The sequence below is a fragment of the Lacibacter sp. H375 genome, assembly GCF_037892425.1.
Classification (GTDB): Bacteria; Bacteroidota; Bacteroidia; order Chitinophagales; family Chitinophagaceae; genus Lacibacter.
In genome coordinates, this window is record NZ_JBBKTT010000001.1 from 2,770,511 (window position 1) to 2,796,338 (window position 25,828).

The 25,828-nt window shown below is 39.6% G+C and carries 23 protein-coding genes and 1 pseudogene; 11 read left to right on the plus strand and 13 right to left on the minus strand.

All coding sequences use genetic code 11. The features are described 5' to 3' along the window. Positions 1 to 257: 257 nt before the first annotated feature. Both WG954_RS12065 and WG954_RS12070 read right to left on the minus strand, forming a co-directional pair. Entirely contained in the window at positions 258 to 1,094 is an 837-nt protein-coding gene (locus tag WG954_RS12065) for an oxidoreductase (RefSeq protein ID WP_340436778.1), read from the minus strand. Positions 1,095 to 1,304: 210 nt separating this feature from the next. Next, entirely contained in the window at positions 1,305 to 1,682 is a 378-nt protein-coding gene (locus tag WG954_RS12070; RefSeq protein WP_340436780.1) for a YccF domain-containing protein, read from the minus strand. Between the two features lie 163 nt (positions 1,683 to 1,845). Between WG954_RS12070 and WG954_RS12075 the strand changes: the two genes are divergently transcribed. Continuing rightward, the gene (locus WG954_RS12075; protein ID WP_340436782.1) at positions 1,846 to 2,673 is read left to right on the plus strand and encodes a DUF6159 family protein; all 828 of its coding nucleotides are present in this window, start codon (positions 1,846 to 1,848) and stop codon (positions 2,671 to 2,673) included. 76 nt (positions 2,674 to 2,749) lie between these two features. Here the strand turns inward: WG954_RS12075 and WG954_RS12080 are convergent, their stop codons facing one another. Next, a complete protein-coding gene (locus tag WG954_RS12080; protein WP_340436784.1) occupies positions 2,750 to 3,424 on the minus strand; it encodes a hypothetical protein in 675 nt (224 codons plus the stop codon). Positions 3,425 to 3,621: 197 nt separating this feature from the next. On the opposite strand from WG954_RS12080, the gene WG954_RS12085 reads away from it, so the two are divergent. Then, positions 3,622 to 4,323: a GIN domain-containing protein gene (locus WG954_RS12085; RefSeq protein WP_340436785.1), complete on the plus strand. Its 702-nt coding sequence runs from the start codon at positions 3,622 to 3,624 to the stop codon at positions 4,321 to 4,323. Between the two features lie 57 nt (positions 4,324 to 4,380). Here the strand turns inward: WG954_RS12085 and WG954_RS12090 are convergent, their stop codons facing one another. Together WG954_RS12090 and WG954_RS12095 are read right to left on the minus strand one after the other, a co-directional pair. Further along, entirely contained in the window at positions 4,381 to 4,977 is a 597-nt protein-coding gene (locus WG954_RS12090) for a response regulator (protein WP_340436787.1), read from the minus strand. Then, positions 4,974 to 6,200, minus strand: a complete 1,227-nt coding sequence (locus tag WG954_RS12095) for a sensor histidine kinase (RefSeq protein WP_340436789.1) — start codon at positions 6,198 to 6,200, stop codon at positions 4,974 to 4,976. Before WG954_RS12095 ends, WG954_RS12090 begins: the two co-directional genes overlap by 4 nt. A gap of 348 nt (positions 6,201 to 6,548) precedes the next feature. Here WG954_RS12095 and WG954_RS12100 point away from each other — a divergent pair, with 348 nt between their 5' ends. Then, entirely contained in the window at positions 6,549 to 6,809 is a 261-nt protein-coding gene (locus WG954_RS12100) for a TFIIB-type zinc ribbon-containing protein (protein ID WP_340436791.1), read from the plus strand. An 89-nt stretch (positions 6,810 to 6,898) separates the two neighbouring features. Here the strand turns inward: WG954_RS12100 and WG954_RS12105 are convergent, their stop codons facing one another. After that, positions 6,899 to 7,537 carry a DUF6266 family protein gene (locus WG954_RS12105; RefSeq protein WP_340436792.1) on the minus strand — a complete coding sequence of 213 codons (639 nt, stop codon included), beginning with the start codon at positions 7,535 to 7,537 and terminating at the stop codon, positions 6,899 to 6,901. A 449-nt stretch (positions 7,538 to 7,986) separates the two neighbouring features. On the opposite strand from WG954_RS12105, the gene WG954_RS12110 reads away from it, so the two are divergent. Then, on the plus strand, positions 7,987 to 8,199 hold the full coding sequence (locus WG954_RS12110; protein ID WP_340436794.1) for a helix-turn-helix domain-containing protein: 213 nt from the start codon (positions 7,987 to 7,989) through the stop codon (positions 8,197 to 8,199). Between the two features lie 115 nt (positions 8,200 to 8,314). Here WG954_RS12110 and WG954_RS12115 read toward each other — a convergent pair whose 3' ends face one another. The 6 genes and pseudogenes from WG954_RS12115 to WG954_RS12140 form a co-directional block, all read right to left on the minus strand. Continuing rightward, the gene (locus tag WG954_RS12115) at positions 8,315 to 11,587 is read right to left on the minus strand and encodes a type I restriction endonuclease subunit R (protein ID WP_340436796.1); all 3,273 of its coding nucleotides are present in this window, start codon (positions 11,585 to 11,587) and stop codon (positions 8,315 to 8,317) included. 76 nt (positions 11,588 to 11,663) lie between these two features. Further along, complete coding sequence (locus tag WG954_RS12120; protein ID WP_340436798.1) at positions 11,664 to 12,473, minus strand: hypothetical protein; 810 nt, start codon at positions 12,471 to 12,473, stop codon at positions 11,664 to 11,666. Positions 12,474 to 12,531: 58 nt separating this feature from the next. Next, positions 12,532 to 12,840, minus strand: coding sequence for a hypothetical protein (locus tag WG954_RS12125; protein WP_340436800.1), 309 nt, complete (start codon positions 12,838 to 12,840; stop codon positions 12,532 to 12,534). Between the two features lie 15 nt (positions 12,841 to 12,855). Then, a complete protein-coding gene (locus WG954_RS12130) occupies positions 12,856 to 14,379 on the minus strand; it encodes a hypothetical protein (protein ID WP_340436802.1) in 1,524 nt (507 codons plus the stop codon). 114 nt (positions 14,380 to 14,493) lie between these two features. Beyond that, positions 14,494 to 15,627 (minus strand): restriction endonuclease subunit S, encoded by a 1,134-nt coding sequence (locus WG954_RS12135; RefSeq protein ID WP_340436804.1) that lies wholly within the window; start codon positions 15,625 to 15,627, stop codon positions 14,494 to 14,496. Next, positions 15,627 to 17,189: pseudogene (locus WG954_RS12140) on the minus strand (type I restriction-modification system subunit M). Before WG954_RS12140 ends, WG954_RS12135 begins: the two are co-directional and overlap by 1 nt. Positions 17,190 to 17,551: 362 nt before the next feature. On the opposite strand from WG954_RS12140, the gene WG954_RS12145 reads away from it, so the two are divergent. The 3 genes from WG954_RS12145 (at position 17,552) to WG954_RS12155 (ending at position 20,081) form a co-directional block, all read left to right on the plus strand. After that, on the plus strand, positions 17,552 to 17,989 hold the full coding sequence (locus WG954_RS12145) for a hypothetical protein (protein WP_340436806.1): 438 nt from the start codon (positions 17,552 to 17,554) through the stop codon (positions 17,987 to 17,989). A gap of 833 nt (positions 17,990 to 18,822) precedes the next feature. Beyond that, entirely contained in the window at positions 18,823 to 19,443 is a 621-nt protein-coding gene (locus WG954_RS12150) for a sensor histidine kinase (protein ID WP_340436808.1), read from the plus strand. Continuing rightward, complete coding sequence (locus WG954_RS12155; RefSeq protein WP_340436810.1) at positions 19,440 to 20,081, plus strand: response regulator; 642 nt, start codon at positions 19,440 to 19,442, stop codon at positions 20,079 to 20,081. Before WG954_RS12150 ends, WG954_RS12155 begins: the two co-directional genes overlap by 4 nt. A gap of 218 nt (positions 20,082 to 20,299) precedes the next feature. Here WG954_RS12155 and WG954_RS12160 read toward each other — a convergent pair whose 3' ends face one another. Then, on the minus strand, positions 20,300 to 20,488 hold the full coding sequence (locus tag WG954_RS12160; RefSeq protein WP_340436811.1) for a CsbD family protein: 189 nt from the start codon (positions 20,486 to 20,488) through the stop codon (positions 20,300 to 20,302). Positions 20,489 to 20,974: 486 nt separating this feature from the next. Here WG954_RS12160 and WG954_RS12165 point away from each other — a divergent pair, with 486 nt between their 5' ends. From WG954_RS12165 to WG954_RS12180, 4 genes are all read left to right on the plus strand, one after another. Next, complete coding sequence (locus tag WG954_RS12165; RefSeq protein ID WP_340436813.1) at positions 20,975 to 22,771, plus strand: sensor histidine kinase; 1,797 nt, start codon at positions 20,975 to 20,977, stop codon at positions 22,769 to 22,771. 25 nt (positions 22,772 to 22,796) lie between these two features. Then, positions 22,797 to 23,240 (plus strand): response regulator, encoded by a 444-nt coding sequence (locus WG954_RS12170; RefSeq protein ID WP_340436815.1) that lies wholly within the window; start codon positions 22,797 to 22,799, stop codon positions 23,238 to 23,240. Between the two features lie 8 nt (positions 23,241 to 23,248). Next, complete coding sequence (locus tag WG954_RS12175; protein ID WP_340436818.1) at positions 23,249 to 24,310, plus strand: hybrid sensor histidine kinase/response regulator; 1,062 nt, start codon at positions 23,249 to 23,251, stop codon at positions 24,308 to 24,310. A 237-nt stretch (positions 24,311 to 24,547) separates the two neighbouring features. Then, entirely contained in the window at positions 24,548 to 25,750 is a 1,203-nt protein-coding gene (locus tag WG954_RS12180; RefSeq protein ID WP_340436820.1) for a sensor histidine kinase, read from the plus strand. Positions 25,751 to 25,828 lie beyond the last annotated feature (78 nt).

The following is a 25,828-nucleotide window of genomic DNA, read 5'->3' on the forward strand; positions in this document are numbered from 1 at the left end:
TGACTTTGGGTATGAAGAAAAAAAGGAGTCTGCAAGAGCCGGAGATGTATATGGGTGGGAAAGTATGAGAAGGTACAAATATTTGAAAATGGTAAAACTGATTGTGGTCAGGAGTGTTTTTTTTACTTTGTATAAACTCTTTATCTATAATTTTTTGGAAATGCTTTTGCAAAAAATGCTAACAGAACATTTCTAAAAAAAGAAACCCTTTTTGTTTTTGAGGCAGAAAGGGTTTGTCATTAAGTTATTATCAGAATTTATTCCTTTGGGAAATCGGCAGCTTCACTTACGGCTGCCCATGTTTCGAAATCACGTTTCAATTCTTCTACTTTTATTCGTGCGCCTTTTAATGCTGCAGCGCCCAATAACAAACGTAATGGGGGATGTTCTGTTTCTGTTACATCGATCATTGCTTTTGCTGCACGTACAGGATCGCCAGGTTGATTACCACTGTATCCACGTATGTCTCCAGCGTTTTTACCTGCGGTTATAGCGTAATCATCAATTTTTACACTGGTGTCTTTTGCTGAACGTCCTGCCCAATCGGTACGGAAACCACTTGGTGCAATGATGGTTACTTTAATGCCCAATGGGGATACTTCTTTGTGCAACGATTCGCTTAATCCATCAACTGCATATTTACTTGCGTTGTAAAATCCAATACCAGGAAACGAACGTAAACCACCAATAGAAGAGATGTTGAGAATATGACCACTTTTTTGTTTGCGCATTTGCGGTAATACTTCCTGCGTCATTTTCGCCAGGCCAAAGAAATTGATGTCGAACATGCGACGAACTTCTGCTTCTTCACTTTCTTCAATTGCAGCAAAATAACCAATGCCTGCATTGTTCACCAATACATCAATCTGGTTGAATTTTTCTAATGTAGTTGCCACCGCAGCTTTGATCTGCTCAGGAACTGTAACATCCAGTTTTAATGCAATGGCAGTATCGGGATAAGCTGAAACAATATCCTGCACATCTTCCGTTTTACGTGCTGCCACTGCCACACGGAAACCCTGCGCCAATGCCTCTGTTGCCAATGCTCTTCCAAAACCGGTAGAGCAACCTGTTATAAGCCAAACTTTTTTCATATGTTTTTTATTATTGTTTTTTTTGCCATATAGAATTCGCCATATAATCATTAAGAAAGCCGACTCATATTGTCGTGGCTCATTTCATGTGTTCTTTTTTATTTGTTGTATTTGTCACATAGAATATCCATAAATACGGCATTGTTTTGAAATATATAGCCGGTGATAGTTATGGATATTTCATACTGTTTTTATAATTGAACTGCAAAGTTAGGCAGCATCAACCACCCTTTTACCAAAGGGCATCAACGAAATTTCAAGTAGTTTAAAATGCTGTCTTCCCCAGGGAATGCCAATGATTGTGATATACAGTAATGCACCCATGATGATATGCGTAAGTGCCACTTCAACACCACCAAAGATGATCCAGATAATATTTGCGAATACCGATAAGCAACCCGTTTGTGACGAGTCACTCACTACTTTTTTGCCAAAAGGCCATAACACAATGCCTGCGAGTTTAAAACACTGCAATCCGAACGGAATACCAACAATGGTAACGCATAATATAATGCCTCCGAATAAATAACCAAGTGCAGCAAAGAGACCGCCAAATATGAGCCAGATAAGATTGCCGAGAAAGTTCATGTGATGATGTGTTTATTGTTGCAACATTACAGATAATTTGCCGCACAGTTTATGGCAGAAACAACGCAGTTACGGGTAAACACTCATCAGTTAATAATACAGGCCTTCAAACAAGAGGTTTTCTCACCGTTTGGTTATATTTAATCAACCAAAAATTATCCATATGAGCTTCTTTGATCGTTTAAGTAACGGGTGGAGAATTACCCAAAACAGTTTTTCTATTTTAAAGAAAAACAAGCAACTCATTATTTTTCCTATTCTTTCTTCCCTTTCATTGATACTGGTGATAGGCGTATTTGTCCTCGGTATTTTTGCATCTGCAGGATGGGATGTTGAATTTATTCAAACAGAAAATCAAGTGCTGAATTATCTAATGCTCTTTGTTTTCTATTTCGTGAACTATTTTATTGTTGTGTTCTTTAATATGGCACTTATCCATTGCAGTAAACTTTATTTCAATGGCGAAGAAGCTACTGTAAGTGCAGGATTAAGATTCAGCATGAGCAGGATTGGTGCTATTGTTTCCTGGGCTTTGTTTGCAGCAACAGTGGGCACAATCCTGAAAGTAATCCAGGAGAACTCAGGTATCATTGGGAAGTTTATTACAGGTTTAATAGGTATTGTGTGGGGTGTTACCACCTTCTTTGTAGTGCCGGTTATTGCATACGAGAACCACGGACCTGTCTCAGCATTTAAACGTTCTGCACAACTGATGAAAGAAAAGTGGGGCGAAAGTCTGGCATCAACATTCAGTCTTGGTTTAATTCAAACATTAGTGTTATTGATACTTGCTGTGCCGGTTGTATTAATTGCGATGTATATCAACGTGTACGTTGCTGTGTTCTTAGGTATTGTGGCAGGTTTCCTCAGCTTTGCAGTATTCAGCGCTGCTGAAACGTTATTTATCAGTTCAGTTTATCACAATATCACCGGTAAACTCGATGATCATTTTGATCAGCAACTGGTAGATAGTTTGTTTGAAAAGAAATAAATTCTCCTTTTTTTTCCTTGCAGGTTCATGGATGTAAATGTTCCAATGAACCTGCAGGGATTTTTTATTTTGATGCTCATTCGTCTTTAAAAAATGTTTCTCCTTTAATAAGCCAGGAATAGCCGAAAGCAAGAAGCGCAATTGTTTCCAATACAAAAATCGGGTACAGGTGTGCCAACGCATCGTACCACTTTGGAACAATACCTATCAGCGCAATGCCCGAAATACTTACAACAATAACAATACCGCAGGTAATATAGATCTTATTACGGGTACGTTTATTTCCTTTTACATCGCCTGTTTGTTTTGTTTTTGTAAACAGGAACAACGTAAAATAGGCAAAGGTGAGAAATAACAATACCGATGCCCCATAGTGCATAGTATTGAAGAATGCATTTTCAACACGTGCCATGCGTGAGCAATCAACCGCTGCATAACTATTGTAATCTGTAGGAAACATGGCAACACATGCAGCAAACAAGCCACCAAGCTTAGCACTCCATTTATCTTTTTCATCGTAACCATTATAGGCAAAGAGAAACAGCGATACCGCACAGAGTACACCTACAAACAGGTTGCCCATATCTGTGTAATAAAAGTGGCTGATGCTGGGAGGAAACTTGCAACCTTTCTCAAACAAAAAATAACCAAGTAGCAGCACAAAAGGCAAAGCCATACCTAAAATGCCTACAGTTTTACGCAGGGTTAAAAACGAAATAACATAACCATTGTTTGGTGCTGATTTACTCATACAGTTAAGGTTTTGATGCGATAAGATAGTAATTTTTTGAAATATGAAAAAAGTAAGGCAAGTTTTAAAATAATCTCTTATAAAAAATAAATTTTCGTTGTATTACATCATTTAACACACACGTTTATGTGATTGCCGGGGTTCATTATATGTTGCATTTTTGTTGCTGCTTTATGTAAGCAATAAACCTTATTATCATGAAAAGAAACCTCATCGGTTTTTGTTTAGTTGTTTGCATTGGTCTGTTAGTTTCATCCTGTAAAAAAGAAGGATTCAACATTATTACAAAAGAGTTGAACGTTCGTGATTTTCACAAGCTTGAAATTGCCGGTGAATTTGATATACATGTTACACAAGGTGCCAATTATAGTGTGCGTATAACAGGTACAGAACGAGACCTTGCTGAGCTGGAAGTAAAAGTATTTGATCAGTTATTATTAATGGACTATCCTCATTTCGATTTACGGCGAAGGAAAGGAACTATAACCATCACCATGCCTGCTTTACAGGATATGGTGTTTGCAGGTGAAAGCAATATTACTGTGGAAGGATTTACCGAAACAATTCCTGTGCGTGTGGAAACAAGCGGAGAAAGTAAGCTGTATCTAAAAATGAATGCACCCATGTTTCAACTGCTTGCATCCAGTCTTTCAGAAATAACCGTGAATGGCATAGCAGGTGAACTAAAAGCAGAAACAGCAGGCGCCGCAAAGATCGATGCATACCAAACGCCGGTGATAAAAGGAACCGCTGTTGCCAGCAGCCAATCAACTATAAAACTACATACGCTGCAATGGCTGAGTGCAACCGCAGGGGGTAAGAGCCGCATTTATTATAAAGGCAATCCACTTCAGGAAAATCTTGTAATAGCTGGTGATGCACAAATCATCAAAGAATAAATTTTCCAAAAAGCAGAACAGTTTAACATGCGAGTGGCAGTTAACGCAATTGATTCATTAACTCTCCCTGTTCATGATATACACCAAATGCGGAAAGTTGCTGATATTATTTTTCTGCAACATGCGCCTGCGGTGGGTCTTCACTGTTTCAATACTGATGAAGAGTTGGCGTGCGACCTGCTTTGACGTGAGTCCTTCTGCAATAAGACGTGCAATTTCTTTTTCTCTATCAGTAAGATCAAGCTTCGGATAGCTACGTGCCGTTTGACGTTTGATGAATTTATGAAAGGCCATTTGTACTGCCACCAGTAATTGCGTATCGTTATAAGGTTTCACGAGGTACATGACGGGATCGGCTGCAAATGCCTGTTGCAATGTTCTGCTGTCGCTGTAAGCAGTTAAGAAAATGATCTCTGCATCAAATTCTTCTTTTAATTGTAAAGCAAGCTCAGTTCCTTTTATATCTCCTTTGATATTGATATCGCATAATACAACAGCAGGAAATGTATTGCCCCTGCGACAGATGAGCAACGCCTCTGCCGCTGATTTAGCAATCCCCATCACTTCATATCCCTCTTCCGTCAAGAGTTCTGCAATGCCATTTGCAATGATCAATTCATCTTCAACAATCAGTATACTGTTATTCGTCATCATTCTGTTTTCATTTGTATAGTGTACCTGGTACCTTGTTTATTAGTCACTTTCATCGAGGCGTCAAGCTGATTCACTAATATATCTACGAGTTTCAGGCCAAAACCGCTTTCTGCTTCATTATTATTTTTTAACCCAATGCCGTTATCGGCAATGCTGAGTTGTAATTCATCACCTGTTTGCTGCAGTTGTATATAAAGCTTTGGATGAGTTGTTTGTTTAAATGCATGTTTACAGGCATTGGTCACCAGTTCATTTACAATAAGTCCAATTGATACTGCACGATCAATATTCATTGATGGATTGGGAAGCTGCACGGTGGTTTCTACAGCAAATGCAGGCAAACCAAAACTACCCGCCAATGAAGATGTGAGTTGTTGTAAGTAATCCTGCATGTTAACAGCAGCAAGTTCGTTATCAACATATAGTTTCTGGTGGATCATGGCCATGGCATCAACTCTTGTTTTACTTTCCTGCAGTGCTGTTTTTGCATGTTCATCTTCCACCCGGTTCGATTGCAGACTCATTAAACTTGATACCACCTGCAGGTTGTTTTTTACACGATGATGCAGTTCACGAATAAGCGACTGAATGTAAATGTTCTTTTCCTGCGCATCGGCATACAAAGTTTCCAGTTCTTTTTTCTGCAGCATAATAGTGCGTTGTTCTCGATCGTAACTGCGGCGAAACAACCAGATCACTAAAGCTGTAAAAAATAATGTATATGAAAGCGATATTGCATAATCAGCAATACGCTGTGCATTGGTGTTGTAGGGGATGATCCATTCAGGATTATAGTATTCAATCACTAACAGACTAATGATCGATACAGCATACATAACATAAAAGAATAACTGCATGCCCGGCGGCGAAATTAACAGCAGGGCTGTAAGAATCATGACCATTAAATAGATGGTTGGACCCAGCGATGCACCATTATAAAAAAACAAAGGACCAAGTACAATAATTGTTGCAAGAGTAAACCCGATCAGCAAAGCCGGGTTAAACAGTTTCCTGAAACGTGAAAGGTAAAAGGTGAGCAGGGTAAGTGATGCCCCCGTTATGCCCAATATGATAGTGGTGGGGTGTAGGCCCAGGATAGAATTAAAGACTGTGCCTTGTATGGAAAAAACAGCAAGAACAAAGCTGGTAAGATTAAAGATCCTTTGTTCAAAAGAAAACGCTTTGTCGGTACCGGCAATTAAATAATATAGTTTTCGCAGCATAGCCATCACGGGGTCGCTAATTTCTGAATGCGGTTGGTAAATACGAGCAGTTGAAACCGCTTGAAAATAACGATTAATACTAAGCCGGCAAGCATTTGTTTGGAGTTTATTGTTGAGTTGGATTTTTGTTGCAAACCTATAGGTTCAACAAAGCTTCATTGGCGGTTGTCAATCTTTTTATTCCCAGTTATCCGGGAGGCAGCTGGTATTCTTTTTGCAGTTTTTTATTCATGTATTTAACAGGAATATAACCTCATGAACCCGTTGCCGCAACTGTGCCACACATGTTGCAAAAGCAGGAAGAGGTAAATTTGTAATTATTAATAATAATAAAAAAAATTGATGATCATGAAATGCCCGGTTTGTTCAACTGTTGATCTTGTAATGTCGGAAAGACAGAATATTGAAATTGATTATTGCCCCAATTGCAGAGGCATTTGGCTGGATAGAGGTGAGCTCGACAAGATAATCGACAAAGTAGTGGCAAGTGAAAAAAGCAGCAACACTGCCGTTCCGCCACCCGCTGCCAATTACAGTAATGACTATAAACAGCAGCAACATGCCTACAAGCACCATAAGAAACATTGGTTGAATGATTTGTTTGATTAAGATTTATTTGCAGGTTAATGTTCTTGTAAACACCAAAAAAAAGGCTGCCCTCACCGGCAGCCTTTTTGGTTGGTTGTAAAAAAGCACTCTTACAGCACCGTTAGTGCACCTGTATAAATACTGTTGGCAATGTTCTTTCCATCGGCCGAAATAAAGCCAATGAATGTATGCACCTGTTCACCGCTGAAACTGCTTACAGCAAATGCATCGGCACCTGCACTCCGCACAGCACCGGCAGTAGTGTAAATACATTGGTTGCGTGCAGGACAATACACCACCAGTATACTGGTATCCGTACTTTGTGCACGACCAACACCGGTATTGTCTGTCCATTGGAAACTAACGGTGCCGGCTACCGTACTTGTAGCCGAAGGATTGCCTGCGTTGGGCAAATCGCCACGGCTTACCAGCGCCAATGCATAGTCGATTGTGTAAGCAGGATAGGCACCCGCTATTGCATTTTTGAGCGTGTAACGCATGGCATTGTTAAAACCACTCATCTCTACAGCAAACTCACGGAAGCTGGTAGAGAGCAAACCCGTCATTGGTTGCAGAAATTTCATGGTGGTTGAAAACTTTGCCTGTTGTTCAAGCTGCGGTTGTGAAAAACTGGTACGGCGGCTTGTGCTTTGGCTGCGGAGGTAGCTGATACCTTTCCAGCTGCCGCCAATTACGGTACCTACTGTACCACTGATGGGACCTAAGATCCCTTTGTTCATGATAGCCATGATGGTTGTTTTTAAAGGTTTTGGAAAAATTGTTTTTGCAACTACCCTTTTCTGCAGCGCTAACAGTGCAGGGCAGCCGCAGATAATAAAACTCTGCAGGCTCCCTGTTTGGTATATGTGTGTTTCGTTTTGCATGCAATTGCAACAGCCTTCACAGGATTGCATACAGTTGCATGGTTTTGCATTCCGTTTGGGTGGCACATCCAGGCATTATCTTGTCCGTACCTGCTTCGTACCATTGCCGTACCTGCTTCGGATCACGGTTTGCAAAATGCGAACGTGGTACGAAGCAGGTACGAACAGGCTGCAGCCATGGTCTGAAGCAGTTATGCCTGTATTAACCCGTTTATAAATTTCTCAGGCATAAACAGCAGTTAACGTGTTGCAACGCTTGCAAAAACAAAACGTGCTGCTTATTTTACTTTTCACATACTAACCCAACAACTTGCATGGAAAAACACGAACCACAACCACAGCTGCCCATTACATTGGATGAACCTATGTACGATAAACAGGATATTCTGCAACTCTTTCATATCAGCAACCGCACACTTGTTACCTGGCGAAAGAACGGCATCATCCCTTTTCTGCAGATCGGCGGGAAAATTTATTATCCTAAAAATTTAGTGGAAGCACAATTGGAGAAGTACAGGAAGAGGTAGCCGGTAGTTGTTAGCCGGTAGTTGTTAGCCGGTAGTTGTTAGTGGGTAGGCGAGAGTGGTGAGTAATGAGTAATGAGTGATGAGTGGTGGTAGTCAGTCGTCTATCGTCCCTGGTCTATTTATTCATTTCTCCTGCAATCAACTCCGCTTGTTTCAAGACTGTATCTGTAGCGAGTTGTTGCATATCAGGGGGGTAACCAAATTGACGAAGTGTGCGCTTTACAATTACTTTCAATTTTGCTTTTACACTTTCTTTGATGGTCCAGTCGATGGATGCATTTTCTTTTACTCGTTCATACAATACAACAGCCAGTTCACGGAGTTTATCTTTTGTCATTAACTCTTTGGCGCTATCGTTATTGGCAACTGCCGTATAAAACGCATATTCATAATCAGTCATTCCTAATTCGGCAGCTTCTTTATCCATATTGGTAATGTCTTTACCCAGTTTAATGAGTTCGTCGATTACCTCTGCTGCTGTAAGAATTTTATTATGATATTTTTTTATGCTGTTCTCCAGCATCTCCATTAATGTTTTACTTTTTACAAGATTCTTTTTAATGCGTGATTTTAATTCATCGTTCAGCAACTTGCGTAATACTTCCAAGGCAATGTTCTTATGCTCCATGCCTTTCAGTTCAAGCAGAAACTCTTCTGATAAAATGGAAATATCCGGCTTCTTGATGCCAGCTGCATCAAACACATCAATCACTTTGTCTGATACCAAGGCCTGATCAATCACTTGTCGGATGGTGGTTTCAATTTCTTCATCGGTTCGTCCTGTGCCTGTGCTGTCGAACTTCGCCAGCCTTGCTTTCACTGCCTGGAAAAAAGAAACTTCATCTTTTACATCCATTGCAGCATCATGTGGTATTGCAATAGCAAATGCTTTTGACAAAGCAGTTACTTCGTTGATGTATCGTTTCTTGCCATCATCCAAACCAAGTATATGTTCTTCTGCTGCAAGTATCAACGATAGTTTGCGTGATGTATCAGCATCAAAATAATCTTCATACGCAAAACGCTTACTGTTTGGCGGAGAGGCATCAAACATTTGTGATACTACTTCCAGTTTTTCCTGCATCAGTTCTACAGCCTGTTCCTGTAGAATTGTAGGATCACCTTTGCCACCTGCATCAGAGTAAAAGGAGAGTGCTTTCTTTAAATCTGAAGCAATACCGAGATAGTCAACTATCAAACCACCGGGTTTGTCTTTATACACACGGTTCACCCTTGCAATAGCCTGCATCAGGTTATGTCCCTTCATTGGTTTATCAATGTACAGTGTATGCATACTCGGTGCATCAAAACCGGTAAGCCACATATCCCTTACGATCACGAGTTTTAATTCATCACCCGGATCTTTCATACGGTCGGCCAGTAAGCGACGCTGATCTTTTGAGGTATGATGTTTTGAAATAGCTGCACCGTCTGATGATGCAGATGTCATCACCACTTTCAACACACCTTTGTTTAAATCTTTGTGGTGCCATTCAGGTTTTAATGCAATGATGGCAGCATACAATTCAGCAGCAATACGTCGGCTCATGGTTACAATCATGGCCTTTCCTTCAAACACCTGTTGCCGTTGTTCAAAATGTGTAACAATATCTTTGGCAATATTGGCAATCCGTTTTTCACTTCCCACCAATGCTTCTAACTGTGTCCACTTGGCTTTTGCTTTTTGTGTAGTGGTTAATTCTTCCTGGTCTAATTCATCATCTACTTCTTTCACCAGTTCTTTTCCTTCTTCACTTAAACTTACTTTGGCTAAACGGCTTTCATAATAAATACGAACAGTTGCGCCATCTTCCACTGCCTGTGCAATATCATATACATCCACATAGTTACCGAATACTGCCGGTGTGTTTACATCTGTATTTTCAATTGGCGTGCCCGTAAAACCAAGATAGGTAGCGTTGGGTAATGCATCACGCAGGTATTTGGCGAAGCCATACACAATTCTCTTACCGGTTACATTTCCTGCTTTATCTTTTTCATCAACTGTTTTTGCTTTAAATCCATACTGGGTACGATGTGCTTCATCAGCCACCACAATAATGTTACTGCGTTCCGATAATGTTTCATACACATTCCCTTCATCGGGTTGAAATTTCTGAATGGTGGTAAACACTACACCACCACTTGCCACTTTCAGCAACTCTTTTAAGTGATTGCTGTTTTCGGCCTGCACAGGTTCCTGCCGCAAGAGTTGTTTGGATGCAGCAAACGTATCGAACAGCTGATCATCCAGATCGTTACGATCTGTAATCACCAACACCGTTGGGTTGTGCATGGCCAATACGATCTTACCGGTATAAAATACCATAGACAAAGATTTGCCGCTTCCCTGTGTATGCCATACAACTCCACCTTTACGATCGCCGACAGGTTGTTGCTTTACAGCAGGTAAACCATAGCTTTCAGGGGATTCCTGTAAAAGATGTTCGTTCTGAAACGCATTCCCCTCTCGGGAGGGGTTAGGGGTGGGTTCAATAAAACCAGATGCCCGTAACGTACTTTCTACAGCCCTGTTCACAGCATAGTATTGATGATAAGCCGCCAGTTTTTTTACTGTACTGATCGTTGTAATGCCAGTTGCTCCATCTTCCTTCTTCGATTTTTCAAACACAATAAAGTGACGGATAATATCAAGCAGGGTTTCTTTATTCAACATTCCTGCAATCAATGTCTCCAATTGACTTACTAAGTGTGATGCTTCTGCTTTACCATCGGCCGATTTCCATGCCATATAACGGCTAAGGCCAGCCGAAACAGAACCTGCTTTTGCTTCCAGCCCGTCGGAAATAATATTGAAACCATTGTAGATAAACAGCGAAGGAATCATAGCCTTGTAGGTATCGATCTGCTGCCAGGCCGATTTAATTGTTGCATTTTCATCGGCTGCATTTTTCAGTTCCATTACCACCAATGGAATACCGTTTACAAACACAATTACATCGGGCCGTTTGTTGTGGTTGTTTTCAATAATGGTAAACTGGTTGGCAACTACAAATTCGTTGTTGAGCGGATTGTTGAAATCGATGAGCCATACACGGTCGCCACGATCATCGCCATCAACACGTTTGTTTACGGGAATACCTTCGGTAAGATAACGGTGAAAGGTTTCGTTGTTGGTCAGTAACTCCGGCGATGCAATGCGTTGTATTTCACGGACGGCTTCTGTATGTGCTGTGGCAGGCAGGGATGGGTTAATCTTTTGTACCGCTTTTTGCAGTCTAACGGTTAAGAGCACCTGCTCAAAGCTTTCCCGTTCAGGAGTTTCACTATCCGGTGCAATAGCTGGGCCATAGATGTACGAATAACCTAATTGTTCAAGGCGTTGGATGGTTAGCAGCTCAATGTGGTTTTCGGAAATGTGGCTCATGTAGCTTAAAAATATAAAAAAGCCGCTAGGTTTTGCTAACGGCTTTGAAAATCAAGTGAATTTTTGATGAAGAGGATTACCAAAAATCAAGAATATGCTGGGGTTTTAAAATCTTGGCTCCAACAACAAAGTTGCCAAAATTGTCATCAAACCATATACGGTTATAATTTTCTTTTGACAACTTTTTCCATTCGAGTTGTTTTTGTTTTAGTGTATCGCCAACAGCGCTACCTAAATAAGCTAACTCGTCAGATTTTTCCTGGAAGTTTTTAATGAGCATATCATTTACAACTGCCCATAGATACCAGGTTTCGTTTGTTGTATTTTTCCCTTTTATGCCTTTATCACTGTCATATACAATTACTGTATCAGGATTAAAAAAGCTCAAACCAATATCGCAATTTGGCTTGTTACTATTGTCTTTTTGAAAATAAAAAAGAACCTGACCAAGTTTTGCTTTTTGCGATAATAAAAGTGTCTTTCTTATACTATCCGAATACTTATACCTTTTATCGTCTCTGATTCTGAAGTTATTTGCACCTTCAGGACCAATCCAACCAAATCTTGGTAAGGCGTCTGCTTCTGCATCTTTTATCATTTTGTCAGCAGTTGCATGAATTTTACCACTTACTTTAATTTCATATTCTTCACCGGGTCTTATTTCAATACCTGTATTCGACCAGCAATCGCAGGCAGGCAGCACAGAGTTTGCTATTACATTTTTCTTATCGATTAAAGTAATGAGCGTTTTGTCGTTTGAATAATCAATATTAAACTCAGTATGATCGGCTATTCTACTTAAAAAAAACAGTAAAGAAAACAGTACAACCCCGAGTACTAAGAGGAACCTTGCTGTGTTTCCCCAAGTTTTAAGAATGTGTTCCATAAAAAAGCGGTTTGGTATTTACACACTGTTATTTTTCTTCAGCATTTAAAGTCTGCAATTATTGTTGCGAACAGTTTATTGAAATATCGTTATGCCTAGTATCGGCTGAATGTTTACGTCGTTCTGCATTGGCTGCTTCTTCACTTAGTCTTTTTACTTCATGGCCGCATTCATGGCAAATTACCGAACACGTGCCTCTAACTGAACGTGGCGATGCTGCTTTTTTCTTGAGTGCCGCTTTCTTTTTAGGCTTTATTGTTTTTTTCTTAGCTGCCGCTTTCTTTGGAGATTTTTTAGTAGCAGTTTTTTTTGCTTTTTTCTTTGGCGCCTCTTTTTTCTTAGGAGCTGCTTTCTTTTTTGATGCCATGACTTAATTTTTATTTTATTTAAAGAATACTCTGTTAAACGGTACGGTGGTACTAATGCCAATCACCTTGCGTTCCCATGTTGTTTTATTTGTTCTTAAATTATCGGCCCAATCCCTTAACTGCATAAATACTTCAAAGTTTACTTTCGACTTGCCATCATTACTGTCAATAAAGCGAAAGAGGATGCCTGCCTTTCCGTTAAATAGTGGTCCTCTGAAACGTGAGAAAGTTCCGGTTGTGCTGAGGTTTACGCCCCAGAAATTAGATTTGCCAAATATTAAAGTCGATTGGATACCAAGGCTATTATTCCATTCTGTTTGAAAGGTTTTGCCGGTTATGTCTTTTACTTTTTGCGTTGAAACAACCTCTAAGCTTGAATCGCCTGATGCGATAGTGTTCCGTATAAAAATTTGCCGGGTTGTGAAATCTGTTTCCTTAATCTGCGAAAAGTTGTTGTCTTTGCTACCTGTCCAACTGGCACTCAGATAAATTGATCTTAATCCACGAGGATGAATTTTCTGTTGCCACCAACTGTTTCGTTCAAACAGAAAATTATAGCTTGCATTAAGCGACCATTTGTCGAACAAACGCTCTCCAACTTTTTTTTCGAAAAGACTGTTTTTATCGTATGTTATGTATTTGTCTTTTGTGTATGATACACTTCCACTAAACCAGCCGATCCGAAAAGCTGTCCACGCATTTGAGCTTAATTCAATTTCGTAGATTTCTTTATCCAGTTGGGTTTTTACTGCCTCAATCTTTTCCTCTATATTTCCTTCTAAACCTGCATCAGCCAATGCTTTCTTATACTTTGCTTTTTCTTCTATTGTTTTTATGAGTAATACTTTATCATCTTCCGAAAAGCTGCCAGCCATTTTTTTATCATAAAGAGCAGCAATTATACTGTCTGCATTTTTTAATTGCAATGCAATTGCCGTGTATTTAATGACAAAATTTGCATTGTACTCCTGCCTTATCTCATTTACACGGTAATTACGCTTTATCAGCATTTCATTTCTTCTGTCATAGTCGTACCAAAGTTTGTTAAATCCCGAATTGAGAAAACTTGCTTTTATATAATATGTGCTGTTGGCGGTAAGGTCTCCTCCACTGAAGATAGAGCCGGTATTACTTGATAAATTCAAATCGGCACCCACATTTGTAATGGTGTATGCTTTTTTATGCGACAGGTTCAAATTCATTTTTGTATCATTTGAACTTGTTTTCAACGACGCAGAGTTGCCATCGGGCAACCCTTCTTTTTCGAAACTTAAGAGGGTGAAGTATTTGTCGAAGAATGCTGAATAGTTTTTGTTTGATAGCAGCCTGCCTTTACCTGAAGCGGCATCACTCAGCCGGTCCACCTCATCCTGTGCACGTAACAGGTTTGAATGAATTTGCAAGGAGTTATTAAACTTGAAGATTTTTGCCTTGTAAACAGAATCTGATTTACGGAAAGAAGAATCGGTTTGGCTGAATAAACTTAACTGTAAAGTAAGGAGTAATAATGTTGTTGCTAAAATACGTTTGAATAACATAAGCAGAATTTTCAACCAAAATAGATACTCACCGCTTATGCGTTACCCCGTATTTTCCCCGTATTCACACCCGTGAAACCATCCTGCCCATCCCATCATCCTATAAATCCCGGTTCAGACAACCACCCTTACCTCCCCACTCATCAGCTTCGGTAACAACACATCACGAAGGGTGGTGAGGGTGCGGATTTGTTTGTTATTGCTTTTTATTTTTTGAATGGCCTCTTCACAAAACACTGAAACTTCTGTAAGTTTTTCCGTTGAAGGAACATTGATCTTTAAATCTCTGAGTTGTTCAAAAGTGATTTGAGGAAATGTTCCAGATCTTGATTCTGCCAACATTTGTAACCACTCGACTGTTTGCTTGTTTATTAAGTAGAAATAAACAAAGGCCTGACTTATTCTTTTTTTAGATCGCAATACCATAAGTTTTGTTGAAACAACATAGTCATCGGCATCAAAATCAATATAAGCCCACCTTCCATTTGCCGGTCTTATTTCACTGAACAAAATATCGTCTTTTTGAATTGACTTTTTAGCTTGCCCAGGTAAATTCTTTACAGTGGAGTACTCGTGTACTAAGACTTCACCTAAATAGATGTCAGATGTATTTAAAAAAATAATTTCGTTTGATTTTAATTTATGTGTGATGGAAACACTTTCAATTAAATCGCCTAAAAGTAATTGAGTGCTTGATTCCTCCTTCGCCTCTTCCACAAACCACTGCCTGAACAATGTTTCGGCCATGGCTTCCAGTGTGGCGTTCTGGCGTTGCAGCAAATCAATCTTATCATCTAAACTGCTGAGGATGCAGACGATGTTTCTTTGTTCATCTTCGTTTTCAGGTAAAAAAATAGGAATCGATGTTAATGAGGCTTTGTTTAGTTTTGGTTGAACTGCACCCGTCAAAAATGGATGCAAATCAAGACTCTCCAAATAATAACATAGTAGCCTGTTATGAAATTCTTTTTTCCCTTTTAGTATGTGTGCGTGATTATTCACCCAAAATTTCCCGTTCGCTAAAAAGGCAATTGGAGTTTGTCTTGACTTCAAATTTTCTCCATCTTCCGACACAAGTAAATGTTCACCTTCAAAAAGATAACCATCCACGCTGTCAATAATACCAGAAGCACCATAATATGGATAAATTCCTTTTCTCTTAGATCGTTCCATTGAGCTTAAAGGAATTCTTTGCGCATTTAATATGTCTGCAAAATCTGTTATAAAAAATTCTTTCAGATCACTCATTAGAATTCAATTTCCAATTTTATCTTTTTCAAATTCGCCATTATCAATTTATTCAACTGTTCTTCCTCTTTCAGTTGTGCTTCCAGTTCGGTTTGCAGTTTGCTGAACCGTTCGGTAAAATCAAACTCTTCATCATCATCGGGCAGGCCCACATAACGGCCGGGGGTTAATACATAATCGAGTTCTTTTACTTTTTCAATGGGGGCGGAGGCGCAGAAGCCGGGGATATCACTGTATGTAGCAGGCCCCTCGTTCCTCGGGGTGACAGAGCGCCAGGCATGATAGGTATCTGCAATTTGCTTGATGTCTTCAGTAGTAAATTCTAATGTGCGGCGGTTAATTAAGTGGCCGAGTTTGCGTGCATCAATGAAAAGAATTTCTTTCTTTCTTTTTCCGGTTGCCGGCGTACGTTTCATAAACCATAATCAGGCCGGTATCTGTGTATTTAAAAACAGTTTGGCAGGAAGGTTTACAATACATTCAATCAAGCCTGCTTCCACCAATGCTTTTCGTATATCGCCTTCGCCACTTGTTTTAGAAGTAAGGGAGCCTTTGGCCAATACCACACCTGCATGTCCGTTAGGTGCAAGGTGATAAATAAAATGTTGCAGCCATCCAAAGTTGGCATTGCCAGCAGGTGGCACACCGTATTGCCAGCGTGCATCGTTGCGCAACAGTTCGCCACTCCAGTCGCTTACATTAAAGGGCGGGTTGGCAATAATAAAATCGGCCTTTACATCTTTATGTGCATCGTTTAAAAAACTGCCTTCGCTGTTCCATTTTACCTGGCTGCTGTCTATACCACGTATGGCAAGGTTCATCTTGGCCAATCGCCAGGTGGTTTGGTTGCTCTCTTGTCCGTAAATAGAAATATCGTTGAGCTTGCCCTGGCGTTGCAACACAAACTTTTCACTCTGCACAAACATTCCACCACTGCCGCAACAGGGATCGAACACACGGCCTTTGTAAGGTTCCAGCATTTCCACCAACAGTTCCACCACACTGCGTGGGGTATAGAACTGCCCGCCTTTTTTTCCTTCGGCTAATGCAAACTCACCAAGGAAATATTCAAACACATGACCAAGCACATCGGCACTTCTGCTCTTTGCATCGCCCAATGCAATATTGCTTACAAGATCAATGAGTCCGCCGAGGCTCGCAGGATCTAAGTTTTGTCTTGCATAAACTTTTGGTAACACGCCTTTGAGCGATGGATTGTCACGTTCAATGGCATCCATTGCTTCATCTACATCTTTTCCAATTTCAGGAAGCTTTGCACGGCTTTGCAAATATTTCCAGCGTGCAGAAGGTGGAACAAAGAATACATTTTCTGCACGGTATTCATCACGGTCTTCGGGATCGGCACCTGCATAATCGCCTTTGCCTGCAGCGAGCTTCTCAAACATTTCTTCAAACGAATCGCTGATGTATTTTAAAAAGATAAGACCGAGTGCAATGTGTTTGTATTCGGCTGCATCAATATTCTTGCGGAGTTTATCGGCAGCTTTCCAGAGTTGTTTTTCGATGGGTTCCTGTTGATCGGTCTTTTTTGCTTTGGCCATAGTTTAAGAAAAGATTACTGCCGAAAGTAAGGAGGAAAGATGAATAATGAATAATGAATAATGAGTGCCCTGCATGAACCATTCATAATGAACCACTGGATGTCCGTCGTCTATCGTCTGTGGTCCCGTCTTAATGGAAAAGCCCCTTTTGGAAAAGGGGCAGCTAAAGTGAACTTCATGGGTGATGCAAAAAGATCAGCAACGGCCGGATGTGTTTACAATGTTGGGTAGTGAAAGCAAAGATGGATAAATGTAAGAAAGACGAAAAGGGTAGAAGATGAAAGCGGATACGGGAATTTTCCCGTTTGATGTTTCAACTTGTTTTATCTATTTTGAAGATTATTCACATTTAAACCATTTTTATGCCTAAAAAAATTGACTTGTTTACAACTCCTTCACCTGGGGAGCCCATTAGTACAGACGAAATTCAACATATGGTAGATCGTTACAAAGAGGAACGGTATAAGCATATTACAGAACATGTAACTGATGATTCAAGGGCTGTATGGATAAGTAAAGCAAAGATCTTTGAGTTTTTCAATAACAACCCAGACGCAAACGGCGTAAGAATGTATTTTGGTATTATAGGAGATACTAATAAAGGCTATGAGCAAGGTGTACATAATTTAGTGCTGGTACCAACTAAGAAATCCGGCACATCCAATAACGATTTACTTGGGAATGACAACTGGGTTGTTGTTCTTCAGAATATAATGACTACGGCAATGGATGGTGATCGTGAAGGTGCTATTTGCCCCCCACCTAAAGACCCTTGTGGCGGAAATATTATCAATTACTAAAAAAACGGTGCTGAGGCAGCATGCTGCTTCAGCACTCTAATTTCTTAGATGAAGTATCCTTTTTATTTGTATTCAATAGCCCTTACATTTCTGGTATGGTTATTAACAAGAAAGAAGATAGAAAATGAAAATCTTAATTTTTTCGGGTATTTAGTTGCTTTTAACTTAATATTTGAGAACGCCGCATTTTATTATTCTTACTTTTTTAAAACAAGTAACCATTGGATTTATAATATTTTTACTACGCTGCAAATAGCATTACTTGTTTTTTTATACTCCCGTATTCTTGTAAATGAACGCTCAAAATTTTTTACACTAATCAGTGCTTTTTTATTTCCTGCAGTTGTAGTGTTTAATTTTTTATTGTTTCAAAAATTTACAGAGTTTCATACATATACATATATTCTTGGTTGTTTCCTGATGTTTTTTGTTTCTATTCAATACTTAAAACAGTTGTTTCACGAAGAAAGATGGACACCGCTCAGGTATCAACCATTTTTCTGGATATCAATAGCCAACATTCTATATTATACTACCAGTATATTTTATATGGGGTCCATTAATTATATACTTTATAAAAACATTGATAATTATGGCGAGTTAATAAATTTATTTGTTTATTTTTTTGCGACTATTCAATATTGTTTGTACATAATTGCATTTGTATGCAACCTCAAGCCGAAAAGGAAATAATTATCATATTTACAGCAGGAATTATCCTTTTTCTATTAATGATAGGGTATGTTATAAACTTTTTGTTTCTATACCAAAGGAAAAAAAGAAAACATCAGGGAGATACGGCAGCATTGCATAAATCATTTGAAGAATCATTAATGAAAACCCGTTTCGAAATACAAGAGCAGGTTTTTCAGCAAATAGGGAAAGAACTGCACGATAATGTAGGGCAGTTGTTAAGCACTTCCCGTATGCTCATTGGTTTAACCGAACGGGAATTGCAAAACCCTCCTGATACCTTGTTAACGGCAAATGCCACACTTGGTCAGGCAATCAATGAAATCCGTTCATTGGCAAAATCGCTGGATAAGGAGTGGCTGGAGCGTTTCAGTTTTTCAGAAAATATTCAAACCTTGATCGAGCGTATCAACGCCGGTAAAACTATTGAGGTTGATTATTTGCAAACCGTTGAATTACCGCTGCGCAGTGATGAACAGATCATCCTGTTCCGTATTGTGCAGGAGGCAATACAAAATGCAGTGAAACATGCAGCACCCACACATATGCGTATTGCTGTTGAGCCGGAAGAGAACAACTATCGTATTACGGTTAGTGACGACGGCAGAGGTTTTGATGTAAATGCTGTTGCGAAAAGTATGGGGCTTGCCAATATGCAACACCGTGTGCAATTGCTGCAGGGAACCATTCAATTTAATTCTATTAAGGATGCAGGAACTACTGTTGCCATCCGTTTACCTGTAAACACAAATAACGCATGAAACTTACGATTGGATTAGTGGATGATCATCAATTATTTTTAAAATCACTCCGGCTGATGCTGGAAAGTTTTAAAGTGTATGATGTGGTTATTGAGGCGCTCAATGGAGAGGATTTAAAAACTAAAATGAAAACCAGTGGTACAATCCCTGATTTAATGCTGATTGATGTAAACATGCCGGTAATGGATGGTATTGCCACCAGCAAATGGCTGAGCGAGCAATATCCGGCTATGAAGCTGATTGCACTTTCTATGAACGATACTGATACAGCCATCATTGATATGATAAAAGCCGGTTGCTGTGCTTACCTGCTAAAAGATACGCACCCAAATGAACTAGAAAAAGCATTGCAGGAAGTAGCAGCAAAAGGTTATTACAATGCAGATGCAAGCAATATCAATTTCCGCAGACTTTTATTAAAGTCAAATGAGCCTCCAACCATTGTGTTAACCGAAAAAGAAAAACAGTTTTTAAGTTATGCCTGCAGCGAACTCACGTACAAACAGGTAGCGGCTGAAATGAATTTAAGCGAACGTACCATTGATGGTTACCGTGAAGCATTGTTTCAGAAGTTTCATGTGCAAAGCAGGGTTGGGCTTTGCCTGGAAGCTTTACGGAAAGGATTTGCAAAACTATAGTAGCAAAAAAATAATCAAAGGAATAGATTGCTTCATACTTTGCAATGACGAAACAGCGCACAAAAGATTCGTTAATCAGTACTTACCTGTCTTATACTTCTTTTGAATCCTACAAATCATGGTTCAGACAATCATCTGGGCAAAAGCCGAAGATAAATGCACAAAAAAAACGGATTCTTTTTACAGAATCCGCTTATTAAAATAGTTGAGGCTCAATGTTAACCAAGATCTTTTAACCACTTCACTAAATCATCTTTGGCCTTGCCGGTTTTTGTTTGAATTTTTCCCCACATCTCATCTTCTTTTCCATCTTCGTAAGTAAGATCATCATCAGTTAACTCAGCATATTGCTGTTTTAGTTTGCCTTTCCACTCATTCCATTTTCCTTTTAATTCTAACTTGTCCATACAATCATTTTTAGGTGTTATAAATTGCGTACCCGCTTATACTGTAGGAAAACTGTGCCAGAAAAGAAGTTGTTTTCTTATCGCACAATATATGCGCATGTGCTTTTGCATGATTCTTATTGAATAGTGTGGACGTGCAGAAGTTCTTCTTTCTTTTCTTATGTGCTGGTGCGTCTTGATGATAAATAAATCGTTCGGGGCAGGTGGGGAAAAAATGCCCCAGGCATTACACTGCCGTTGTCTGTACCATTTCTTAATGCGTGTGTGTATACAATATTATGTAGCTTACAGCAGTTTATGATTTAAGAAACACATCAGCATTAAGTTAAAAGAAGTTGCTTACAGCAACAGAACAATGCTTAATTACAATTAATCAGTTAAACAGTATAGGTGTTTCCACTTGTTTATTTCAAGTAATAACCGCTATGTGTTTTTTGCGTTCATAAAGCTAACTTGTTATTTCTTACAACCAACTTGCTTCGACTAATGAAAACCATCGATCCTACATATGCTGCAACACTTCCATTGCTGAAACGGCAATCTATTCAACGGAAATTGCCTTTCCTCATTTTTATTTTATTACTTGTTATGATGCTGGCCTTTGGCTGGCTATCGTATCTCGGTATCAGCAAAACAGCAACAAGCGCTGCAAAAGAACGTTTACTTATTCTTTCGCAACAACTTGCAGGCATGTATGCACAATCGGCCACACCTGTTATTAATGCAACAAGAACAGCGGCTGCAAGCCCTGCTGTAAAATCGTTTCTTCTTACCGGTGGCAGAGATTCTGCTGTTGCAGTGGATCTGTTGTTACGTAAATTAAAACCTGATACCACATGGATTAATGTTGAGTTGCTTGATGCACAGCGGCAACAGGTAGTGGCAGTAGATCCGGGCAACGTGCACGACTCGTTGAAATTATCTTCCATCATTCCCGGTTATCCCACTGCAGGCGATACCGGCCTTGTAAGCAGGTTATACATAAAAGGCGAAGCGTTTTATTATGCGTTGTGTGGGGCTGTTGTGCATGAAGGTAAAATCATAGGTTATCTTTTACGCTGGCGAAAAATGTATAACTCAAAAGCAAATATTGAACGAGTAACGCAATTACTGGGGAATGAAGTGGCTTTATATGTTGGTAATGCCGATGGTAGTTTGTGGAGTGATTTGCGTACTGTGGTAAAAGGATTGCCGGCAACAATTGAAACAGACAGTGCTCTTATTACTTATGCCAGAACGGGTGAAGATTTTATGGGAGCACAATCGCTGGTGCGCAATACAAAATGGAAAGTGATGGTTGCTATGCCTCAACGAAAAGTGTTGCAGCCGGCGAAAGAGTTTTTACGCATCGCCATCAGTAGTGCTGTGCTGTTGTTGCTAATTGGCATTGTACTAACGTGGTTGCTTAGCCGCACTATTACAAGGCCACTTGAAAAGCTGGCGGTTGCTGCACGCCGTATTGCCAAAGGCGATTTTTCACAAACAGTTGAATTAAAACGTGCAGACGAATTAGGTGTACTGTCGCATGCGTTCAACGTCATGTCAAAGGAAGTGAACGACACACAGAAAAACCTGGAAGCGAACGTGGCTAAACGTACAGAACAACTGGAAAAGGCGAACAAAGAACTGGAAGCTTTTTCTTATTCTGTATCACACGATTTACGTGCGCCATTGCGTGCTGTAAGTGGTTATGCATCGATGCTGAAAGAAGGGCATGCTGCTTCGCTTAACGAAGATGGTAAACGTATTGCTGATACCATTATAGCAAATGCCCGGATGATGGGCCAGCTGATCGATGATCTGATCGGTTTTTCACGCATCAACCGGAAAGAAACAGATATACAGGACGTAAATATGCAGGAGATGGTAGAACAGGTGATAGCTGAAGTGAAAACACAACATACTGAAAAGAATTATCATTTTGTAGTGCATGATTTGCCGGCGTGCAAAACGGATCCGCAATTGATAAAGCAGGTTTGGATAAACCTGGTTGATAATGCAATGAAATATTCTTCTCTTGAACAGGAACCTTTCATCGAAATAGGTGCAACTCAATTGAATGGGAAAACAGAATACTATATAAAAGATAATGGTGTGGGATTTGATATGCAATACAGCGATAAACTGTTCGGTGTTTTTCAGCGTCTTCACGGTAACGATGAGTTTGAAGGAACAGGAATTGGTCTTGCGTTGGTAAAACGGATCGTTGAACGACAAAATGGTTCCATACGTGCCGAGGGAAGTGTTGGCAACGGAGCAGTTTTTGCTTTCAGCCTTTCGTGATTATTAATTTTTAAAACGATGATTTATGTTACAGGAAGTGGAAATATTACTGGTAGAAGATAATATGGCTGATGCAGAGTTAACCATCAGGGCACTTAATAGGGCTAAGATCGCAAACAGTATTCTGCATTTGAAAGACGGAGCAGAAGCGCTTGATTATTTCTTCGGGAAAGGTATTTATTCCGGAAGGGATCTTACTAAATTACCTAAGGTTATATTGCTGGATATAAAAATGCCAAAGGTTGATGGTATTGAAGTGCTGCGTCAACTCAAGGCCAGTGAGCACACGAAGTTTATTCCTGTTGTTATTATGACCTCCTCAAACGAAGAGAGCGATATTTTTTCAAGCTACCAGCTTGGTGTAAACAGCTATGTGGTAAAGCCGGTTGGGTTTGAAGATTTTGCAAAAGCGGTTGGAGAACTGGGGTTGTATTGGATGTTGTTGAATAAGTCGGTCAACAAGTTGTAAATACAATTATGAAAAAGGTATTGCACATTGCACACATTGAGGATCTTGATTCTGATGCAGAATTGGTAGCGTATGTGTTGAAAAAAGGAGGCATTAATTGTGTAATAAGCAGGGCTATAAACCGGCAACAGTTTGAAGAATTGCTTGCCTATAGCAGACCCGATCTTATTCTTAGTGATCATTCACTTCCATCGTTTAATTCGCAGGAAGCATTACAGATCTCGCAAAGGTTTGATGCTACCATTCCGTTTATTCTTATCACTTCAACTGTTTCAGAAGATTATGCGGTGCAGATCATGAAACAGGGTGCCTCTGATTATATTTTAAAAGACAGGATGCAGCGGTTACCCAATGCCGTTACAGCAGCCATGGACAAGTATGAAGCAGAAACAGCATTGGCCAGGCAACGTATTATACAGGAAAAACTGCTGGTACGCACAGGCATCAGGGCACAGGAAAAAGTACGGAATGAAATTGGTATTGAACTGCACGATAATATTAACCAGATACTGGCAGCTTCAAAACTTTTCCTTGATAAGGCACTGAAGCAAACCACTGAGCAGGAAGACTTGCTTGTGCGTTGCAAGGATCATCTTGTTAATGCCATTGAAGAGATCAGGCGTTTATCGCACCAGATCGTTACACCTTCGCTTGAAAGCATCAGCTTGTGCCAGATTATACGTGATCTTGTTGAAGATGTGCATCAAAGTTCGTCGCTGCAAATAAGTTTTACAGCCAATGATTTTGATGAAGAGCATGTAGGAAGGGATCTAAAACTAACTATCTATAGAATTGTGCAGGAACAGTTGAATAATATTCTGAAGCATAGCGAAGCTGGCAATGCGTACATAAAAATTTATCCGGATGCAGAATCACTTATCCTGTTGATAGGTGATGATGGCAAAGGTGCTAACCTCGATGAAAAGGGGAGTGGTATTGGTCTCAATAATATTAAAAACAGGGTAGATTATTTTGATGGTGAACTGAATATTCAAACCTCTCCGGGCAAAGGGTTTACGTTGAAAGCAAAAATACCGGTTACTGAGCTGTCAGAATTGGCTGTGGAATAAAACTATTATTTCTTCTTTACATTTCTTAGTGTTCGGGATTGGCTCTACCCATATCAATCAGATACATTGTGATTAAAATATACCAATACCGCTTACCAGATACAGGAATAGTTGATACAGGGCCTCAGTAGAAAACCCTAAATATGCAAACGAATGCCATCAAAACTGAGCGTTCAATAGTTTTTGCTATATATTCGAACTTGACTTTATTACCCAATATCCTGAATCTCCTTTTGTATGAACAGCTCTTCATCCTTTGATGATGTTGTTAAGCACAACGTTTTAACCGGGTTCAACCGGTTTATTTATCTCGCACTTCTTGCCATAGGCATCAACATTGCAGATAGTGTGCAATCAGGCTACGGTGATTTTTATGATGTATACGTCCTTTGTATTGCTGCTTGTTTTCTGATTTTTTCGTTGGTGCTTCATTACAGAAAATATACCTTATGGGCAAAGCTGGTTTCTGCATTAACATTTAATGTGGCATTCATGCTCATTGGGCTGCACATGGGTGTTAAAAGTGCAACCTACCTGTATTATTTTCCTCTTATCCTGGCTTACATTTATATGTTTCGAACGGAACGTAAAAAACAGTATGTAATCATTTTTTCGGCTGTTACTATCTGTTTCCTGTTTGTATCATTGATCTTTTCAGATGATAATTTTCAATACCCGCCTGAACAGATCACTGAAGCGAAACGTACATTTTATCTTTCTTTTTTTATTTCCTTTTCATTAACCGTTTATTACTTTATTCTCATTTACAATTACCAGGAAAAACTGTATAGCCGCATTCTTTCACTTGAAGCCAGCAACAGGAAGCAGGAGTTGCGTTCTGTTATTGAAAAACAGGAAACAGCTAACCAGAATATTGTGTATGAGTTAAGAGACAGTGTAAACCAAATGCTGGCAGCATCAAAAATGTACCTGGGTGAAGGAATTGCAAAAAACGGCGACAAAGAATTGCTTTCTAAAAGTTACTCGCTTACAAACGATGCCATTAATGCGGTAACCATGTTGTGTATTAAACTGCATCCCGCTGTTATTGCAGATATTGGTTTGGTTGATGGTACCCGTGAATATATTGTTGAGTTAAAAAAAGTAAACAACATTCATGTTCGGTTTGAGTATTGTGACCTTGCTGTTGAAACAATCAGCCAGAACGATAAGTTATCTGTTTTCAGAATTTTGCAGGATTATTTAGACATTGTGCTAAACAATTCTTCCGCCACAAAAGTTGTGCTAAATGTAATGTATAAACCTCCGCAGGTAACGCTTATGCTCAGCCAAAATGATCTTAAGTTTAATTTTGTAAAAGCCGTCAAAAACTCCACACAAAGCAGTATCAATAACCGCATAACTTACTTCAATGGGGTTGTTCATCAAAAGATCAGCGACGATTTTGAAACTTCCTTTATTGAGCTTTGTGTTGGGTAACAGAAATAGCAGGTTGCTTACCTTCCTCACAGGGCATTAAAATACAGGTGGTTAACAAAAAATGGCATTGATGATATG

Coding starts and splice junctions, on each gene's coding strand:
- WG954_RS12105 (WP_340436792.1), bottom strand. CDS start 7,537: ATGGCTATCATGAACAAAGGGATCTTAGGTCCCATCAGTGGTACAGTA.
- WG954_RS12090 (WP_340436787.1), bottom strand. CDS start 4,977: ATGATGACGAATAACAGTATACTGATTGTTGAAGATGAATTGATCATT.
- WG954_RS12150 (WP_340436808.1), top strand. CDS start 18,823: ATGAAAACCCGTTTCGAAATACAAGAGCAGGTTTTTCAGCAAATAGGG.
- WG954_RS12155 (WP_340436810.1), top strand. CDS start 19,440: ATGAAACTTACGATTGGATTAGTGGATGATCATCAATTATTTTTAAAA.
- WG954_RS12135 (WP_340436804.1), bottom strand. CDS start 15,627: ATGAGTGATCTGAAAGAATTTTTTATAACAGATTTTGCAGACATATTA.
- WG954_RS12085 (WP_340436785.1), top strand. CDS start 3,622: ATGAAAAGAAACCTCATCGGTTTTTGTTTAGTTGTTTGCATTGGTCTG.
- WG954_RS12095 (WP_340436789.1), bottom strand. CDS start 6,200: ATGCTGCGAAAACTATATTATTTAATTGCCGGTACCGACAAAGCGTTT.
- WG954_RS12145 (WP_340436806.1), top strand. CDS start 17,552: ATGCCTAAAAAAATTGACTTGTTTACAACTCCTTCACCTGGGGAGCCC.
- WG954_RS12115 (WP_340436796.1), bottom strand. CDS start 11,587: ATGAGCCACATTTCCGAAAACCACATTGAGCTGCTAACCATCCAACGC.
- WG954_RS12100 (WP_340436791.1), top strand. CDS start 6,549: ATGAAATGCCCGGTTTGTTCAACTGTTGATCTTGTAATGTCGGAAAGA.
- WG954_RS12165 (WP_340436813.1), top strand. CDS start 20,975: ATGAAAACCATCGATCCTACATATGCTGCAACACTTCCATTGCTGAAA.
- WG954_RS12120 (WP_340436798.1), bottom strand. CDS start 12,473: ATGGAACACATTCTTAAAACTTGGGGAAACACAGCAAGGTTCCTCTTA.
- WG954_RS12175 (WP_340436818.1), top strand. CDS start 23,249: ATGAAAAAGGTATTGCACATTGCACACATTGAGGATCTTGATTCTGAT.
- WG954_RS12070 (WP_340436780.1), bottom strand. CDS start 1,682: ATGAACTTTCTCGGCAATCTTATCTGGCTCATATTTGGCGGTCTCTTT.
- WG954_RS12125 (WP_340436800.1), bottom strand. CDS start 12,840: ATGGCATCAAAAAAGAAAGCAGCTCCTAAGAAAAAAGAGGCGCCAAAG.
- WG954_RS12065 (WP_340436778.1), bottom strand. CDS start 1,094: ATGAAAAAAGTTTGGCTTATAACAGGTTGCTCTACCGGTTTTGGAAGA.
- WG954_RS12160 (WP_340436811.1), bottom strand. CDS start 20,488: ATGGACAAGTTAGAATTAAAAGGAAAATGGAATGAGTGGAAAGGCAAA.
- WG954_RS12080 (WP_340436784.1), bottom strand. CDS start 3,424: ATGAGTAAATCAGCACCAAACAATGGTTATGTTATTTCGTTTTTAACC.
- WG954_RS12130 (WP_340436802.1), bottom strand. CDS start 14,379: ATGTTATTCAAACGTATTTTAGCAACAACATTATTACTCCTTACTTTA.
- WG954_RS12170 (WP_340436815.1), top strand. CDS start 22,797: ATGTTACAGGAAGTGGAAATATTACTGGTAGAAGATAATATGGCTGAT.
- WG954_RS12075 (WP_340436782.1), top strand. CDS start 1,846: ATGAGCTTCTTTGATCGTTTAAGTAACGGGTGGAGAATTACCCAAAAC.
- WG954_RS12110 (WP_340436794.1), top strand. CDS start 7,987: ATGGAAAAACACGAACCACAACCACAGCTGCCCATTACATTGGATGAA.
- WG954_RS12180 (WP_340436820.1), top strand. CDS start 24,548: ATGAACAGCTCTTCATCCTTTGATGATGTTGTTAAGCACAACGTTTTA.